The sequence below is a fragment of the Sphingobacterium sp. HSC-15S19 genome (assembly GCF_050433745.1).
Classification (GTDB): domain Bacteria; phylum Bacteroidota; class Bacteroidia; order Sphingobacteriales; family Sphingobacteriaceae; genus Sphingobacterium; species Sphingobacterium siyangense.
The window spans coordinates 113057-131683 of record NZ_JBNPWQ010000003.1; the positions used below are offsets into that span (position 1 = coordinate 113057).

Below are 18627 nucleotides of genomic sequence, written 5' to 3' on the forward strand. Positions count from 1 at the left end.
GCAGTATGAATGCCTTACAGTCAAAATGGATGAATAAATAATCAAATTTAGACGGATGAAAAAGATGAAATTAAGAACTTTATTATATATCGGAATAATTAGCTCCATTGTAACAAGTACATTTTCTTGTACTAAACTAAAGGAGGAATTTAAAGGAGAATTAGAGGAAGGGACATCCAATGTGGATCCTGGAAGCTTGTTGATCACAGCTTACAATTCATTGAATACCCCTTATCAGCAGGAACAGCGCTGGGTGATGCAGGAAATATCAACGGACGCAGCCATGGCCCCTACACGGGGTGGCGACTGGGATGATAATGGTATGCATCGTGCGATCCATTTACACACCTGGAATGCAGATAATGGCTACATGAACAATACTTTTGTCAGTTTGGGTACAGCCATCTATAATGCGGGCAATGTGTTGCGGTATAATCCGAGTGCGCAACAAGGCGCTGAAGCGAAGTTTATTCGTGCGTTGGTCATGTTTGATATGTTGGATCTTTATGGCGTAGTACCCGTCCGGGAAGGAGCCTCTTTTGAAGATTTTAGAATCGCACCAGAGGTGTTGCAGCCACAGGCGGCTATTGACTATATGGTGAAGGATCTCAACGAAATTATAGCAAGTTTGCCTGCAAACGGGCCGAGAGCGGCATATGTAGCCAATAAAAATGCGGCGAAAGCATTATTGATGAAGATTTATTTGAATAAGGGAACATTTTTAAATAGACAAGCTCCTTCTTTTGCTGCCGAGGATATGAATAAGGTAGTGACCTTAGCCAAAGAAATTACCGCTTCGGGATCCTATACGATTTCTGCGAAGGGCAAATACTTTGATAATTTTGCGCCGGATAACGACGAGAAGTCTACCGAAAATATTTTCACTTTATACAATAAAAATGGAGATAGAGGTGGAAATGTGGACCGTACCTGGAATACCGTTGCTCACTATAATATGAATCCAGGGGGTTGGAATGGCTGGTGTACCTTATCAGATTATTACGATAAATTTTCGGATACTGATGAGAGAAGGGGAATTTATTATAATTATCCAGCTGATACGACTTCTAACAGAACAAAAGAATTCAAACGTCAAAATGTTGGTTTTTTTGCTGGACAGCAATACAATTGGAGTACAAACAAACCTTTAATGGCGCGGAACCCAGCGAATGCGCCTTTGGTCTTTACGCGTGAAGTGACCATCCGTACATCGGGTGCAACCCTGGAAACAGCTGGTATCCGTCCAATGAAGTATGCTTTTGATTATGCCGTCACTGGTCAACGAAACAACGACTGGGTTGTATTTCGTTATGCCGACGTATTGCTGATGCAAGCAGAGGCTATTCTGAGAGGTGGAACAGGAACAGCAACAGAGGCACTCGGTTTGGTCAATACTATTCGGACGAACCGTGGTGTTAATAACCTGACGGCATTGACGCTCGATAATTTATTGGATGAGCGTGCTCGCGAGTTATATTGGGAAGGCTGGAGAAGACAGGATTTAATTCGTTTTGGTAAGTTTTTATTGGCCTGGCAAGAAAAGGCTGCGGATGCCGATCCCAAAACATTGGTTTATCCAATCCCGAGCCAACAGATTGCCGTCAATCCAAATTTGAAGCAAAATACGGGTTATTAATTTGCTATATATGCATCAGTAAAACAAGCAACTTCAAGAAGTTCGTTTTATTTTAAAAGGTATTTAGCTGATAGGAACTTACTCTTATCAGCTAAATACCTTCTTTTTTTGAAACAATTCGTTTCTTACAATTCGTTTCTTTTGACCAGAAAGAACCAGCAGTTTACTTTCATGACAGTTGGTTCTTGTGAGACCAAAAAGCTTTTAGGAAAGAAGGTGCTTAAAATAGAGATAGAAGCAATTGCTTTATTGAAAAATATTGTCTTGTTTTTTTGATAAAAAATAATCACTTTAGAGGTGGATAACTAGCCAAAAAGCATGGGTCATATTGATGGATCAAATTGAAATTCTGTCAGATACCAATTTCGATATTCTTTGTGAAAAGGATAACAGCATTGAAACAAGACTATCTAAATGTAGATTATGATTAATAAAATCCTACAGCGGGCACCTACAAACGAAAAAGAGTTTTTTTTAGCTTATCGTTATTGGTACAGGAAATTATACTATTTTCTGTATCAGAAGACCCAATGTTCGAATCTTGCTGAAGATGTCGTCCAACAGACTTTTTTAATTGTTTGGGAACGTAAAAATAATGCGAATCAGCAAATCCAATTCAGTACCCAGCTCTTCCAGATTGCGCGCACAAAATTGATTGATGAATTGCGCCGGCGTGCATTGAATAGAAAATATGTAGCGTTTGAGAAACCATTTGTACTGACCCAATATGAAGATCTTGAACGACAAATTGCCTATAAAGGAGAGTTAGAATACGTAAAAGAGCTGATTACACAAATGCCTTTTATGCGGCAACAGGTGTTTTATCTTCATAAAATTGAAGAATTGAGTTATAAAGAAATTGCCGTCAAATTGTCCATCTCCCCGAAGACTGTAGAAAACCACGTTAGCATTGGCCTGAAATTTATTAAAAAATTTTTTAAGTTGTCTTAGGGGACAAGCCCATCACTATTCGTATAACAGTTATATACCTATCCCGCTAAAAGGATAGAAACTGTTATGAATCGCAAATCCTTATTAAATAAATTCCTGGCGAATGAATGTTCTGCTGAGGAAGCGAAACTTGTGTTCACCTGGCTGAATGACGATCCGACATTATTGGACGATCTCATTTCGGAAGATGATTGGGTATCCTATATCAATCAGGAAAATAAGTCAAAACGTGGTGGCGATAGCCTGTTGAGAATTATTACTGTATTCGTCCTGTTTGGTTTCCTGTTTGTTTTATCCAATCTTTTGGGCATATCAACCGATAAACCTCTACAAACAGCAAGCTTCATTCAGGAAATTTACTACAACCCTTCTGCTCAGCCTAAAGAAATTATTGCAGCAGACAATTCAATTTTAACCTTGGAACCCGGTGCACTGATTCAGCTAGGTATAAAACCGGATCTTGATTTTCGGCGGGTTAAACTATTCAGTGGAAGAGTCAATTTTAAAGTAGCAAAGGATCCTTCAAAACCTTTCATCGTCGAAAGCGGCACGTTGATGACCACAGCGCTGGGAACAGAATTCATCGTGGATTATAATGCGGCAGTTGAACATGTTCTGATCCGATTATTTGAGGGGAAAGTTCGCGTTGAATCGATAGAACCGTCCGTAGTAGAGACAAACATTTTGAAACCTGGCCAACAGATTTATTTTGGCGGGGCGAACAAGATGCTTGTTTCAAATTTCAAAGGTACGCCAAAAATGAGCGCAAGGGAAAGTCTACCGGCCCAGCTTATGCTTTCCGCAACGGAAAAACCGTACCGCAATCCGGCAACAATTCACCAGAGCGCCAATTGGCTCCAATTGGAAGAAACCGCTGTATCTGATATTATCCAATATATCAATCATGAGCTTGATGTACCTATATCTTATGATTCATTAATCGTTAAAAACTATCGGATAAAGGGGCGGTTTAGCAAGAATCCAACAATGGACCTGAAAGACAAAACGGATCTTGCGGCGTCTATTCTGCAGTTGATTGTTGAGGTGAATCCGTTTATTCTTGAAAAACAACATAATACATATATACTCAAACCTAAAAAATAGAATCATGGTAAATTTCAACTTAACCAAGAAACCATTTTTTGTTTTTCTTGTCTTGACACTGTTATCTTTTCGATGTCTAGCGGGAACAATAAATGGTGTAATCAAAAACTCGTCGGGGCAACGGCTGGCAGGGGTAAGTATACTTTTGAAAAATCCCGGCAGCAGTTTTTCAACAGCAGCTTCCAGTGCGAGTGATGGGAGTTTTCGTTTTGCAGATGTACCGAATGGAAAGGGGTATGAACTGACTTTTTCATACATCGGGTATCAAAGCTATGTAGAACGAAATGTGCAGGTTTCAGCTGATGGAGCCACCACTCTTTCCATTATTTTGGAGGATCAGGTGAATCAGCTAGAAGATGTTGTCGTGATCGGATACGGTAAACAAAAGAAAAGCGATCTGACAGGGGCCATTGCATCGCTTTCCAGCAACGAACTAACGAAAGGCGGAGCGGTGAGCAATGTAGGGCAGGCCCTACAGGGTAAAGCTTCCGGTGTCGTTGTAACCCAGAATTCAAAGGCACCGGGTGGTAGCACGTCTATCCGGATTCGCGGAACCAATTCGATTAGTGGAAGTAATGATCCACTCTATGTGATCGATGGATTTCCAACAAATAATGGTATCAACATCAATCCTGATGATATTGCTTCCATGGATATCTTAAAGGATGCTTCGGCAACGGCTATCTACGGTTCCAGAGGTGCCAATGGTGTTATTATCATTACCACAAAACGTGGTCTTACGGATAAAAACAACATTACCTATAGTGGCTATGTGGGAACACAGAAACCGATTATACCGTTCACCTTTCTCGACGGTAAGAAATATATGAATCTTGCCAATGCACTTTATAAGGAGATTCAGGGGCAAGAAAATCAGGAATATGCAGTCTACACCAAATCACAGCTCGAGTCTGATGTCAATACGGATTGGGTAAAGGAGACCATGCGGAACGGCATTTTGCAAAACCATAATTTACAGTTTTCCGGAGGTGGTGAGAAAACCAAAGTGTTGACGAGCATAGGTTATTTTGATCAAAAGGGTGTTTTGAAGACGACAGACTTTAATCGAATCTCGGGACGTATCAACGTGGATCAAAAGGTAAACGATTATATCCGCACTGGGGCGAGCCTATCCGCGCAACGGGAAAAATCAAATATGCAGGTGTATGACGGAAATATCCTGAATTCAAATGTTTTGTATAGCATATTGACCTATGATCCGACTGTACCTGTTTACAATGCAGATGGAAGTTTTGGAAGACCTCCAGGGGGGCAGGGTGACAATCCCTTGGCCAACCTGATGTCACGGATCAATGATGTGCAAAGGGACAAGTTGAATGGAAATATTTTTCTTGAGGTAAATCCGATCAAGGAACTGACCTTGCGCATGGATGCAGGAACAGAAATAACACATGATCAATTGGGCAGTTATCTGACTCGTGACTCTTATCAGGGTGGGATAGATGATGGTGTGGCAAGTCAGGCCGATTATAATGAAACCCATAACCTGATTGATTTTTATGCCACCTATGCAAAGGTGTTTAATGAGAAACACAATTTGAGTGTGATGGGAGGCTATTCGTATGAGAAATATGTGCGCAACAATAAAGGGATCAATGTGAAAGGTTTTTCAACGGATCTGCTGGAATACAATAATTTAGGAATGGCCTCTAGTATTACGGGAGTAAATTCTGCTAAGGCGGAGAATTTGGTCATCTCTTTTTTCGGGCGGGTAAATTACGCCTATGCTGATAAGTACCTGTTGACTGCAACCTTACGTCGTGATGGATCATCGCGCTTTAGTCCCAACCATCGTTGGGGAACCTTTCCTTCAGCAGCTTTTGCATGGAAGGTCAACAATGAGGATTTCATGAAAGAGCAGCAGCTATTTTCGGATCTGAAATTTAGGTTGGGTTACGGACAGACGGGTAATGATCGCGTTGCGGATTATGCTTCTTATGGATTGATGGATAATGGACACTATACGTTTGATGGTGTGACCAATTCGGGTGGCGTTAAACAAAACCCAACTTATCCTGAAAACGATAAATTAAAATGGGAATCCACGACGCAATATAACGTCGGACTTGATTTTTCATTTTTTAAGAATCGATTAGCCTTTACCGTAGATGCCTATTATAAGAAAACCAATGATCTTTTGATTAAGAGTATATTGCCTTATTACACAGGATATACCTCCGGACAGCGCAATCTAGGTACGATGAATAACAAAGGGTTGGAGTTTTCGGTAACCAGTAAGAATATGACCGGAGCATTTACCTGGGAGACAAAATTGAATTTAGCGATGAACCGCAATAAGGTGTCAAGCTTGGGTGGAGAGCCGGAACAGTTGTTGACTTCGTCAAAACCAATGGGTAATGTTTCTGAAGAAGCTTATTCGGTTATTCGTGTTGGGGAATCGTTGGGCTCTTTATTTGGCTATAGATACCTGGGGGTTATCCAACAAGGAGAAAACTATGCACCACAGCCAAATTCTAAACCCGGCGATCCGAAGTTCGCGGATGTGAACGGCGATGGTACAATCAATTCAGCGGACCGGACGATCATCGGTCGTGGTTATCTGAAGTTCAATTTTGGTATGACCAATACATTCGCGTATAAAAACTTTGATCTGACGGCCTTCATATATGGAAATGTCGGAAACGATCTACTCAATATGACACGCATGAATCTGGAGTGGAAACGTACCACAGAAGCTTTAAATCGATGGACTCCGACAAACACCAATACGGATATTCCAAGAAACGGATTCTACTACATGAACTATGGTGGTTATATCAATGACCATTTTATTGAGAATGCTTCTTTTTTGCGGTTGCGTAATCTGACACTCGGTTATACCATTCCATTGAAAACAAAAGCGGTTCAATCGATACGGGTATATGGTATGGCGGAAAACTTATTTACGATTAGCAATTATTCTGGATGGGATCCTGAGGTGGATACCAAGGGATATGAAAATGATGCGCTGGTTAAAAATAGAGCTGGAAATAATCAGAGTGCCAATGCAGGGGTGGGGCTGGATTTTAATTCATATCCTTCGATGCGCTCGTTTACTTTTGGTGTAAGTGCAACATTTTAATAGCTAATATCTAAATCAGAAATGACATGAAGACGTTTAAAAATAATATCAAATATATCTTGGGTATGGCAGGTTTGGCCATTGTTTTGGGCCTCAGCTTGAATAGCTGTACCAAGCTGGACCCTAAATTATACAGTGATCTGACGACAAAAAATGCCTACTCAACAGAAAGTGATATCAATGCGGCCCTGACGGGTGTCTATACGAGTTTATCGCCTTATCCGGGGGATGCCTATTTATACTATGCGGGTTATCTGGTGATGATCACCGATTATGCAACAGATATAGGCTTTTCTACCGCGGCAGGTGATCCTACACGGATGAGCAACTTTACCTATGATGATAATAACAGGTATTTTAAATTTAATTATCAGAATATGTACCAGGTGATCAGCAATGCCAATATGTTGATTGATCGTATTGAGAGTGTAACTATTCCCGACGATCGCAAGAAGAAAATTATCGCCCAGGCCAGGTTCTTGCGGTCATTATCTTATATGGATCTTACAGATGCCTGGGGACCGGTACCACTGATAACGACAGTCAAGAATCCGACGGAAAGCTACAATGAACCCTTGGTTGCTGTAGAGAAAATTGATGCACAGATTGCTGAAGATTGTCAGTATGCAATCGATAACTTGCCGGAGAAATGGTCGGACGAACTGGGCATTGGCCGTGCTACAAAAGGTGCCGCGTTGACCTTAATGGGAAAGATGTATATGCGTTCGCACAATTATGAAAAAGCAAAAACGTATATCGATCAGGTTTTAGCGTTACGTGATAAAGGTGTATACACGCTGAATCCAGATTTTAAGAAGGAATGGTCCGACAATAATAAAATGGATATGGGGCTGATATTTGGCATCTTGCATGAGCCTACATTAAATGGAGGCGAGATTACTAATCACTTTGGTCCGACCGACAATCCTGAAGTACCGGATAGATGGCAGTACTATGGTGTTTCCCTTGATTTTTGGCGAAAATATAGTGATCTCGATCCGCGTAAAAAGTTTTTCTATTATAATTACACCGGAAAGGCTGCACGGGACAAGAATACAAAGTATGGATTTTTTTACATGTTGCCTGCTAAAGGACAGACTACTCCACCAAGTGATACCGTAAAATTCCTGCAAAATGTGGCGACGAAAAAGTATTCTTATGATATGGTCAATAACTCCTATCTGGATGGGCGCACGATTCAGGTTCTCCGTTTGGCGGATGTTATTTTGTGCAAGGCTGAGATTGAAAATGCACTGAACGGACCCGCGGCAGCATTGCCTTATATCAATGAAGTCCGGAAGAGAGCTGGAGCACCTGAATATGGTAAGCATCCTGATTTCCCCAGTCCTGCAAGTAAGGAGGCTATGATCGATGCGCTTGTTGACGAACGTGGTTTTGAGCTTGTCTTTGAATACAAAAGACGTCAGGATCTGATCCGCCTGGGCCGCTATGAAAAAGTAAGCAATGCTTATCTGAAAGGCCGCGGACTGAAAGAAAATGTCACTGAAGCCATGCGCTATTTCCCTTATCCATTGGAAGAAGCACGTTTGCATCAAGAAATGACGACAGCCAATCCATCGCGATTGCCTAAATAACCCAAACTAAAGCGCATTATAGTCGGTAATGCGCTTTGTTTGATAGACCAGTGGAATTGAAATTATTTAAAGATGAAACCAATTAAAGCAATTATTGCACTGATTGTGGTGGCTATAGCAGTATTTGCTGCTTACTATTATTATGCACATCAGGTTGACATTGAAAATATTGAGGTGAGCTCACCCAATAATTTGCCGCTCAACGCTGCTATTCAGGTGAAACTAAATAAGGCAGAAGCCGTGTATGTGGAGTATTGGAAAGAGGGGGATAAACAGTCTTATAAAACAACTGTTTCAAATGCTGCTGTTCAGCATAACATTCCGTTAATGACGCTTGAACCAAATACAAGCTATAAATTTAGGGTTATCATAGACCGGATTATTCCCATAAAATCCAGCGAACAATCTTTTAAAACAAGAGCGCAATCGCCATGGATGGTGCACGACTGGATCAAGGCCGATCATCCGCATGATGAAAAGGCCCTAGGTAATGGTATGGTATTATTATGTTATCGCGGATTTCCGGGCTACATGGCCATGGTGGACGGCAAGGGGACGATTCGTTGGTATTGGCAGGACGAAAAGCTGGGCGTGCGTCTTGCCTCTTTGACCCCAAGGGGTACTATCCTTGCCTTATTGGCTCCAGCGAGTAAAGATGAATTCAACAAACCCAATCAGCCAAGCAAGAAATCGACCAATGCAAGTTATTATTTAAGAAGTGGTCGTATCGGATTTGTCGGTGGGACTGTACTTGTTGAAATTGATCTTACGGGTAAAGAAATAGCACGTATCGATTTGGATAAAAAAGGGATCATCATGCACCATGACGTGCAGATGGATCACAATAATAATATTGTCGGTATCGTGCGGGATTTTAGGATCGACGATCGGCCCAACCATCCAAAAGATACCCTTTGGGGCGATGCTATTTTGACGATGGATATAAAAGGTAATATCTTGAAGAAATGGTCTCCCTGGGAAAAATGGGATATTCAGCAGGATAAAAAATTAGACAGCCTGAAGCATGACCGATTTCATTTTAATACCATTTCCTTCGATCGTGACAACAATTATTTGACTTCTTCACCAATTGAAAATCAGGTCTGGAAAATTGATGCTAAAACTGGTGATATTCTCTGGAAATTGGGAAAGGGTGGCGATTATAAATTAAAGGACCAGGAACTATTTTATTTCCAGCATGCACCGCATATCACAAAAACTGGTGAGCTGTTGCTTTTTGACAATGGTGATTTTTCTCCGCGTGACAGCACAACAGCCAATAAGCAATCTCGGGCGATCGCTTTTAGGCTTGATCAAAAGAATAAAACGGCAACAGTAGCTTATGCGGCCCCAATTCCGAAAAAGCAGTTTACAGCAAGAATGGGCAGTGCCTATGAACTGGATAATGGTAATTTACTGCAGACTAGCTCAAAAACAGGTAGTGTACTGGTGACGGATAAAATGGGGAAAGTTCTTTGGGAATTAAACGCTTATTTTATTCCGTATCGCGCTATTTATGTGCCTGAGGAAACCTGGCATAAATACAGGCAAAACTAAGTTAAGATGTTAGGAATAAAACTTAATTTTAGTCCTCTTATTGACCAATAAAAGTAGCTGCACTATAGACTCATGTTGGGGAAGCAGTGCAGCTTGTAAATCGTATCAGGCTTATGGAAAAGCTTGGTAAAGACAAAAATATTTTGAATAAATACTATTCGCATGAAAAAAAGAACAGCCTCTTATAAGCTGGCAATTATCCTTGCCGTATCCTTATGCGCAAACTCGGCCCGGGCGCAATTGACCTATCCTCCGGAAACACAAAAGTGGGATGCGGACCAGCTGGGTAATCATCGTGCAGTGCTGCAGGTAAACACGGATCAGAAGGAGGTGCAGGTTACTATTCCGTGGCGAAATCGCTGGGTTGAGGCAAATCAGCAAGTTATTATCGTCGACAGTGCCAGCAATAAGCAGATCGCACCCAGCTCTTATCTTTGGATGAATACGGAATCTGGTGGACTACGGTTTAAGCCAATTTCCGGGAAGGGCGTTTACTATGTCTATTATTTACCGTATCAGATGGGTGGCCGCAGCCGCAATTATCCGGATGCAATTTATCTTAAAAATGCCGTTTCAGCACCAGCGAAAGTAGCACAGCATGCGGCAGGGAACTCAAAAGGAGTTACTGTTGCACGCTTTGATGCCGTAGATAAATACAATAGTAATGATCCGATGGAACTGATCGCGAGTGCCGAAGAAGTGCGAGGCTTTGTGAATAGAAATGCGAATGCCGCTTATTATCTTTTTCCTGAATTGCGGGAGTTTCCGATTAAAATGGAAAGCGATCTTCCGCAACGCTGGCTTATGAAAGGTAAAGCCATGACTAAGTTGCAGGGCACAGGGCAGAAAGGTGAATTTTATGCATTTCAACTTGGGGTATGGTCTCCAAAGCAGGACCTCCATGAAATCCAAATTTCTTTCTCGGATTTTAAAGCAAGTGATGGGGCTATTATTCCCGCGAATAGCCTGAATTGTATCAATACCCAAGGTACGGATTATACCGGAAAAGCAATGGCACTCCAGGTTGATATACCAAAAGATAAGGTTCAGGCTCTGTGGTGTGGTATACAGATTCCGGAGGTCACTGCAAGCGGAACTTACCATGGCGTGGTTACCGTAAAACCAAAAAATGCAGTAGCGAAACAGGTCAATGTGGAAATAAGGGTTTCAGATGCTTCAGGTGATATATCCGGTGTTGATCAACCATGGAAAATGACGCGACTACCATGGCTCAATTCGACATTGGCTCAAAAAAATACAGTGGTCGCGCCTTATACAGCTATTGAATTAAAAGCAGATTCTACCTTGCATATTTTAGGCCGCGAAGTGAAACTCCATGCGAGTGGTTTTCCAAAACAGATCAGCACGTTTTTTACACCCGAATTGACTGAAATATCATCCAAGGCGAATAACCTCTTATTTGAACCGCTTCATTTTCATTTTTATAGTGCTTCAGATGGAAAGGAAATTCAACTTAAACCAATCGGGATCCGATTTGAAACCAAAAGTGACGGTGAATATAGTTGGACGGCCAAAAATGAGTCTTCCGATCTGACAATGGAAGTAGAGGGTAAATTGGAATTTGATGGCTATATGCATTATGTGGTCAAGCTGACGGCGCTGAAGGACCTGTCATTAAAAGATGCCACGATGCATATCCCGATGATGCCCGATAAGACGGATTATTTTATGGGACTTGGGCAAAAGGGAGGAAAGAGGCCCGAACAGCTTACCTGGAAATGGGATGTAGCTCATAAAAATCAGGATGGTGGCTGGATAGGTGCTGTAGATGCCGGACTCCAGTTTTCACTCCGTGACGAGCATTATTCCCGTCCGCTCAATACGAATTTTTATCTTCAAAAGCCTCTTGTGCTGCCACAGTCCTGGGGTAATGAAAATAAAGGGGGAATTGATATTGGCCTGAAAGGAAAATCGGTTTTGATCAATAGTTACAGCGGAGCCCGTGAACTCAAAAAAGGCGATGTGCTTTATTACAATTTTAACCTGCTAATTACCCCTTTTCACCCGATCAATACGGAAGCGCAATGGAATGAACGGTATTACCATGCCTATAAACCCGTTGATTCTGTTGTTGCAAGTGGATCTAATGTTATCAATATCCATCATGGAAATGAAATAAATCCATATATCAATTATCCGTTTATTGCGACAAAAGAAATGAAGCAATATATCGATCAGGCACATGATAAGGGTTTAAAGGTCAAGATCTACAATACCGTTCGTGAGGTTTCAAATCGGGTTTATGAGCTCTATCCATTGCGTAGCCTGGGCACCGAGGTGTTTTCACCTGGAAAAGGAGGCGGATATTCCTGGTTGCAGGAGCATGTGGGTAAAAATTATATCGCTGCATGGTATGTTCCCCAATTTAAAGACGCGGCTATTATCAATAGTGGAATGAATAGATGGCACAATTATTACGTCGAAGGCATGAATTGGCTGGTAGATCATATCGGTATCGATGGGATTTATTTGGATGATGTTGCCTTTGATCGGGTAACCATGAAAAGAATAAAACGTGTACTGACAAAAAATGGCAAACCTGGTCTGATCGATTTGCATTCGGCAAATCAATATAATAAAAGTGATGGATTCAATAATAGCGCGAATCTGTATCTGGAGCATTTTCCGTACATCAATAGATTATGGTTTGGTGAATACTTTGACTACGAGAATAACCAACCCGATTTTTTCCTTACCGAGGTGAGCGGCATTCCGTTTGGTTTAATGGGTGAAATGCTACAGGATGGTGGAAATCCTTGGCGAGGTATGCTCTATGGCATGACCAATAGGATGCCTTACCAAAAATTGACACCTGCTGATCTATGGAGAGCGTGGGATCAATTTGGCATCAAAGGGAGTAAAATGATAGGCTATTGGTCGCCAAATATTCCTGTTAAAACCGATCATGATAAGGTTCTTACAACTGTTTATAGCCGTGCGGGCAAGGCGATGGTAGCTATCGCTAGCTGGGCGGATGGTGATGTGGATGTAAAATTGGCCATTGACTGGGGAAAATTGGGGATTGATTCTGGAAAGGCAAAATTATCCGCACCATTAATCCCTAATTTTCAAAAGGGAGCGCAGTATAAATTAGGCGATGCGATTCCGGTAGCAAAGAATAAAGGACTTTTGTTGATTATTGAATAGCAGTACGATATTGCTACAAGATGCAATTTATCATAGGCTTTTTGTTGATGCAAAGATGCAAATAACCTATGATAGATTCATTTATGTTGAAGTTCGGTGAAGTTAATGGCTTACATGACGGATTTAATCAGATCGGACAAATCAACGATTTGGGGAATGCCATTAAAATTGTGAAATTTTTAAATTAAAATGCCAATGAAAAAGTGGATTATGTTATGGGCAATGGGCAGCTGTGTGCTCGGAGTTTTTGCACAGCATCCGGCAAAGGTTTCTGAGCTTAAGAAACGTTATGTAACCTATCCCTTTACGGATCCGGATCCCATAGCTTCAGCTCAAAAGTTGTATCCTTATTTCCGCTTTGACGGTTTTACAAATACGGCTATTGAAAAGGACTGGAAAACCGTTATCCTGGAAAACGATTATATTCGGGTACAGGTGATGCCAGAGATCGGTGGGAAAATTTGGTCGGCCTATGATAAGGTCAATAAGCGGGACTATATTTACAACAATGGCGTTGTGAAATTTAGGGATATTGCCATGCGGGGACCATGGACGAGTGGTGGTATCGAAGCTAATTATGGTGTTATTGGACACACGCCCAATACGTCTACACCGGTCGATTACCTTACGCAGGAAAATGCGGATGGAAGCGTAAGTTGCTTTATCCACGCTTATGATATGCTGAGCCGTAGTAACTGGACCTTGGAGATCCGATTAGAAAAAGACAAAGGTTATTTTTCTACACGCTCCTTTTGGTATAATGCCAATGCGGTTGAACAACCTTATTATACCTGGATGAATCTGGGTGTTGCTGCGGGACAAGATCTGAAGTTTTTGTATCCCGGAAATCAATATATCGGTCATGATGGGGATGCGCATGCCTGGCCTATCGATAGCCAGGGACGGGATCTTTCTAACTATAGCGAAAATGCTTTTGGCAGTTCTAAATCATATCATGTATTGGGCGCGCATAGTAATGCTTTCGGGGTTTACTATACAGATCATAATTATGGAATGGCCCGTTATGCCCTCCGTGAAGATAAATTAGGGAAAAAGATATTTCTTTGGTCGCAGGCTGGAGATGGCAAGATCTGGGAAAATTTACTGACTGATCAGAGTGGGCAATATGTGGAAATCCAAAGTGGACGCCTGTTCAATCAAAATGTTCCTTCCAGCAGCCAGACCCCCTTTAAACAACTTGGATTTGCTCCTTATCAAAGTGACAGTTGGACGGAATACTGGATGCCATTTTCAGGGATAGGAAAACCGAAGGAGATACAACTGTCAGCAGCAATTCAGATAAAACGTGAGAACAATAAGCTATTATTGGATCTTGATCCAAAGCGACCTTTAAAAGATAGTATATATGTGCTTGATAGCATAGGTACTGTATTAAATCGAAGTTTTATTGAAGCCCAATTGGGCGAACCTACCAAATTATCCTTGATGGTAGCAACCGACTCAAGACCTCGCTATCTGAAATTGGGACAGGATTATTTTAATCTCAGAACGGATACATCTTGGTCAAAACTGAATAGACCTACTGTAATTTCAGCGGAAGTAAGCTTAGATACGGGGCAGACCAAATTATTGGAGATACGTGATCTCATTCGCTTTAGGCAATATACGCTTGCGGAAGTAAAATTAAAGGAACTGATCCAGCATGGCGCTACTTCGCAGACCTACCTTGAAATGGCCAAACTGGCCTGGTTTAAAATGGAATATCAGCAATGTTATGCCTATGCCCGGCAAGCATTGTCTATGGATACTTATGAAGCACAGGCAAATTATTACTATGGTTTGGCAGCGATTAAGCTAAAAAAAGATAACGATGCTTTAGATGGTTTTGAAGTCGCTTCATTAAATCCAACTTGGCGAAGTGCTTCCTTTGTGCAAATGGCCAAATATTACTATCGGATTAAACAATATGAACGTGCAGGGGATTATATCGCAAAAGCTGTGGTTGCCAATCCGCTAAATATAGATGCCTTGCAGATGGACGTGTTGGTTCAGCACAAAAAAGGAGCTGTAACAGATCGTCTTTCCCGTCAGACAATTCTCCAATATGATCCGTTTAATGCCTTTCTCCAATTTGAGGAAAAGAAGACATTTTCATCCCGGCAAGAGTTTGCCGCTGAAAAGCTGATGGAACTGGCGATATGGTATGCTGATCTTGGAGAGTTTGAATCGGCCACCGATCTACTCCGCTCGGGACAGAAGAATACGGAAGCATTAATTTGGCTAGCTTGGCTGACACGATCGAATAAGTCGATCAGTCAGGAATGGTTAAATCAGGCAACGCAAAGTAAGCCAGCTTTTGTCTTCCCATTTCGAGAAGAAAGTAACCAAGTATTCCAATGGGCAAAAGAGAACAGTAAAAGTTGGACGATCGATTATCTGACTGCACTATTGTATCGTTTCAGGAATCAGCCCCAAAAAGCAAGAGAAATTTTGTCGGCAGTAGCGCAGGAGCCAACAGATTTTGCCGCCTATTATGCGCTGAAATCAAGTTTGCAAGATACGAGCCGTATAGATCTGGCGGTACAGATGATGCAGCAGGCAACCTTGATGGAACCACAAGAATGGCGATATGGGCTACATTTGGTGGAGCTCCTAAACAATAGTCAGTCTTATAAAGAAGCCCTTAAGGTGAGTACAGCATATCATCGCAAATTTCCGAAGAATTATATACTAACCTTGGCACAGGTACGTACATTGTTATTGGGGAAAGAATACATGCGGGCTGAGAAAGAATTGGAAGAGGTGACCATACTTCCATTTGAAGGCGCAACTGAAGGCCATCGGTATTATGTACAGACCAAATTAATGTTGGCCTACCAATTTATCCTTGAAAAAAAATATAAAGAGGCAAAGTTGAAAATTGCGGAATCGAGATTATGGCCTATGAATTTGGGCGTTGGGGAGCCTTATGCCGATGAAAAAAATGAAATATTGGCCGACTGGCTTGAACTGCATTTGCAGCAAGGGAATAATCAGGGAAATCCAGATCTTTTGAAAAAAATTGCCCAGCGTAAACCTTCAAAAAATAGGTATGAACTGATGCTTCGAAAACTTGCAGAAGAACAATTAAAGCTGTCGAAAGGGGAAGGATCTGCCGCGAAGAAGGATGATTTAAAAGGAATGATTCCTTCGGATCATGATCTTTTCATGCAGATTAAAGAAGGAACCCTTGCAAGTTATTGGCCTGTATTGATCCGAAAAATCTATTTTGAACAGGATCAACGGTTATTCTGATGCGGTGTTAACGTTGCAAGGATATGTTAATCACATTAAAAAGTAGTCGCTTTTGCGACCACTTTTTAATGTGATATTTTCAGATTAATCTAAGCCTATACGAATGGCTTGTTCAACTGGAGTATATCCTTCTGTGGAATCCGAGATTGCTAATTCCTCCCTCAACAACAAGGGCGGTTGTGCCATAAATTTAGGAAGAGTTCCACTGTGTGGTTGAGCTGAATGGACTAGAAACGGATGGCAAAGATAAACTGTACCTGCTTTACCCGTTGCATACACCTCTTTCCTTTTGGGCAGCTCGTCCAACTTATTCGCAAGCTGCATAAACGAAAGACCAAACTCTCCCTCCTTGGCTAAGAGCTTTGCCACATCAATGTGAGAACCTTCATATATGATCGTAGGCGCATCATTTTCGCTTACCTCCGAATACAACACAAGCATTAATAAAGCTCGACCTTTGGATCTGACATTGATACGCCACTCTAAATAATTGTTTGGGTCATGGCCAGCGAAACTTGCGTCGACGTGCTTACCCGTATCATTTGGTTTCTGGATAGATGGAAACCTTATAGGGAAGGTACCCACATTTCGACAGGGTATCCACCTGTCTTTACCCACCAATTGATCAAAAATTAAATGTATTTTTTTTGTATTTAATGATTCGATAAAAGGTGGTTGAGTATACATACCCAAGCGTATAACTGGTTCGGTCCAAGTTTGCGGATTAGACCTTTCACAGGGAAGGTCATTCCATAGGATATCTAAAACTGCATCCGCTGTTTCTTTTGAAAATGCATTTTCAATGCGAACAAAGCCACTAAGAATGAATTGCTCTATTTCCTTTTTACTTAGTATTTCTGACATAATTCTTTTGATATATAACCTATTTAGGGACAATAATTGCGTATTGACCTATTTGTTTAGATAATGAATAAAATTTTAAAATAGAAATCTACGCTATGTGGATAGTACACAGCGCCATGCTTAAGAACTAAGCAAGAAAAGGGTGTTATAACATTACAGTCATTTTCATAGTGCAAATGTAAAGAATTATTTTGAGATCGAAACGTATCATATGGGGCCGGGTAGTAGGTTCTGTACTAGCTTAGATAAAAAAAGCCCTAACATTCGTTAGAGCTTCTCCCGTCGGGATGGCCGGATTTGAACCGACGACCTCCAGCACCCCATGCTGGCGCGATACCGGGCTACGCTACATCCCGTTTATTCCAATTTGATTGAAAGTCGTATTTAAATAGGACGATTAGCCGGAATAATTTTTTTGTAGGGCTAAAATAGTAATTATTGACAAAAAATAAAATGTAAATACGAAAAAACGCCATTTTAAATCGAATGGCGTTTTTCTTAGTTAATAGATGCTGATTAGAACTTATAACCGACCATAATGCCGATTGTTTTATTTTTTGCGTCTAAGGTCTTGTCGATACTCGTAAAACCATGGCTGTAATAAGCATCTAATGTAAGGTGACTGATATCTACACCGATCCCCACTCTACCATCAAATGAAAATTTCTTATAATCGGTATTTGCGCTGGACTTCACTGTTTTTACATCATAGTTTAACTGCGGGCCCAATAGCCCACGGAGGTTGAAGTCGCCATTTTCCAAAAATTTATAACCGACCTGTAATGGTAGATTTATTTGATAGAATTTAGGTGTTTTCTGCACATTTTCGAAGGTATATTCTTTACGCAACAGACTGGCACCGATTCCGGGCTGGAAGAAAACGCGATCTCCAATACGGGCAAATCCTGCTACAGATACGCCGACTTTGCCATTATTATCTTTGACAGACTTGTTGCCAAAGGAACTCATATGATAGTTGCTTCCGACCTGTAAACCATAAGTGATATCTTGCGCTTGTGTAGTACCTGCAATTCCTAATAATGTCAATCCCAACAGGGCTACTTTGAATGTTGTTTTCATTGTCAAATTATTTTTTGTGATCAATTGTATGTTGTTCTTTCCTTTATGACAATGGAAAATCCATATACCCTTAGAAAAAAAATATTTTATAAAATAGATGGCTTACCTTTAGTCGTCACAAAAGCCTTTTTATAAAGTTTTTTGGGTAAATATCATTGGCCGATGGGAGGATGTCATGTACTCGCCTGAGCATCTATACGAAAAGAATTACGAATAGGTATAAATAAGGGATTTGAAATTATATGGCGGATGTATCGAAGTTGATATTAAAAAAAGTGAAAAATTTGTAAGGGTAATAGTCTATTGGGGTGTCT

General features: G+C 41.1%; 10 protein-coding genes and 1 tRNA gene. 8 read left to right on the forward strand and 3 right to left on the reverse strand.

Annotated elements, in window-relative coordinates; genetic code table 11:
- Positions 1 to 64 precede the first annotated feature (64 nt).
- From L1283_RS03765 to L1283_RS03800, 8 genes are all read left to right on the forward strand, one after another.
- A complete protein-coding gene (locus L1283_RS03765; RefSeq protein WP_286851434.1) occupies positions 65 to 1636 on the forward strand; it encodes a RagB/SusD family nutrient uptake outer membrane protein in 1572 nt (523 codons plus the stop codon).
- A gap of 423 nt (positions 1637 to 2059) precedes the next feature.
- Positions 2060 to 2587 (forward strand): RNA polymerase sigma factor, encoded by a 528-nt coding sequence (locus tag L1283_RS03770; protein ID WP_075991636.1) that lies wholly within the window; start codon positions 2060 to 2062, stop codon positions 2585 to 2587.
- A 66-nt stretch (positions 2588 to 2653) separates the two neighbouring features.
- On the forward strand, positions 2654 to 3691 hold the full coding sequence (locus L1283_RS03775) for a FecR family protein (protein WP_286732458.1): 1038 nt from the start codon (positions 2654 to 2656) through the stop codon (positions 3689 to 3691).
- Between the two features lie 4 nt (positions 3692 to 3695).
- Complete coding sequence (locus tag L1283_RS03780; protein ID WP_429625781.1) at positions 3696 to 6794, forward strand: SusC/RagA family TonB-linked outer membrane protein; 3099 nt, start codon at positions 3696 to 3698, stop codon at positions 6792 to 6794.
- A gap of 26 nt (positions 6795 to 6820) precedes the next feature.
- Entirely contained in the window at positions 6821 to 8389 is a 1569-nt protein-coding gene (locus tag L1283_RS03785) for a RagB/SusD family nutrient uptake outer membrane protein (RefSeq protein WP_429625782.1), read from the forward strand.
- 72 nt (positions 8390 to 8461) lie between these two features.
- Positions 8462 to 9946, forward strand: a complete 1485-nt coding sequence (locus tag L1283_RS03790; protein WP_286732462.1) for an aryl-sulfate sulfotransferase — start codon at positions 8462 to 8464, stop codon at positions 9944 to 9946.
- Positions 9947 to 10108: 162 nt separating this feature from the next.
- On the forward strand, positions 10109 to 13114 hold the full coding sequence (locus L1283_RS03795; RefSeq protein ID WP_429625783.1) for a glycoside hydrolase domain-containing protein: 3006 nt from the start codon (positions 10109 to 10111) through the stop codon (positions 13112 to 13114).
- A gap of 195 nt (positions 13115 to 13309) precedes the next feature.
- Positions 13310 to 16369, forward strand: coding sequence for a DUF5107 domain-containing protein (locus L1283_RS03800; protein ID WP_286732465.1), 3060 nt, complete (start codon positions 13310 to 13312; stop codon positions 16367 to 16369).
- Between the two features lie 84 nt (positions 16370 to 16453).
- On the opposite strand, the gene L1283_RS03805 is transcribed toward L1283_RS03800, so the two are convergent.
- From L1283_RS03805 to L1283_RS03815, 3 genes are all read right to left on the reverse strand, one after another.
- Positions 16454 to 17233 carry a phytanoyl-CoA dioxygenase gene (locus L1283_RS03805; protein WP_333887760.1) on the reverse strand — a complete coding sequence of 260 codons (780 nt, stop codon included), beginning with the start codon at positions 17231 to 17233 and terminating at the stop codon, positions 16454 to 16456.
- Between the two features lie 282 nt (positions 17234 to 17515).
- Positions 17516 to 17589, reverse strand: a tRNA-Pro gene (locus L1283_RS03810).
- A gap of 160 nt (positions 17590 to 17749) precedes the next feature.
- On the reverse strand, positions 17750 to 18313 hold the full coding sequence (locus L1283_RS03815) for a porin family protein (protein ID WP_088160652.1): 564 nt from the start codon (positions 18311 to 18313) through the stop codon (positions 17750 to 17752).
- Positions 18314 to 18627: the final 314 nt, after the last annotated feature.

Bases quoted from the DNA above. Each gene is read 5' to 3' on its own strand.
- L1283_RS03765 (WP_286851434.1), top strand. From the start codon at position 65: ATGAAATTAAGAACTTTATTATATATCGGAATAATTAGCTCCATTGTA.
- L1283_RS03770 (WP_075991636.1), top strand. From the start codon at position 2,060: ATGATTAATAAAATCCTACAGCGGGCACCTACAAACGAAAAAGAGTTT.
- L1283_RS03775 (WP_286732458.1), top strand. From the start codon at position 2,654: ATGAATCGCAAATCCTTATTAAATAAATTCCTGGCGAATGAATGTTCT.
- L1283_RS03780 (WP_429625781.1), top strand. From the start codon at position 3,696: ATGGTAAATTTCAACTTAACCAAGAAACCATTTTTTGTTTTTCTTGTC.
- L1283_RS03785 (WP_429625782.1), top strand. From the start codon at position 6,821: ATGAAGACGTTTAAAAATAATATCAAATATATCTTGGGTATGGCAGGT.
- L1283_RS03790 (WP_286732462.1), top strand. From the start codon at position 8,462: ATGAAACCAATTAAAGCAATTATTGCACTGATTGTGGTGGCTATAGCA.
- L1283_RS03795 (WP_429625783.1), top strand. From the start codon at position 10,109: ATGAAAAAAAGAACAGCCTCTTATAAGCTGGCAATTATCCTTGCCGTA.
- L1283_RS03800 (WP_286732465.1), top strand. From the start codon at position 13,310: ATGAAAAAGTGGATTATGTTATGGGCAATGGGCAGCTGTGTGCTCGGA.
- L1283_RS03805 (WP_333887760.1), bottom strand. From the start codon at position 17,233: ATGTCAGAAATACTAAGTAAAAAGGAAATAGAGCAATTCATTCTTAGT.
- L1283_RS03815 (WP_088160652.1), bottom strand. From the start codon at position 18,313: ATGAAAACAACATTCAAAGTAGCCCTGTTGGGATTGACATTATTAGGA.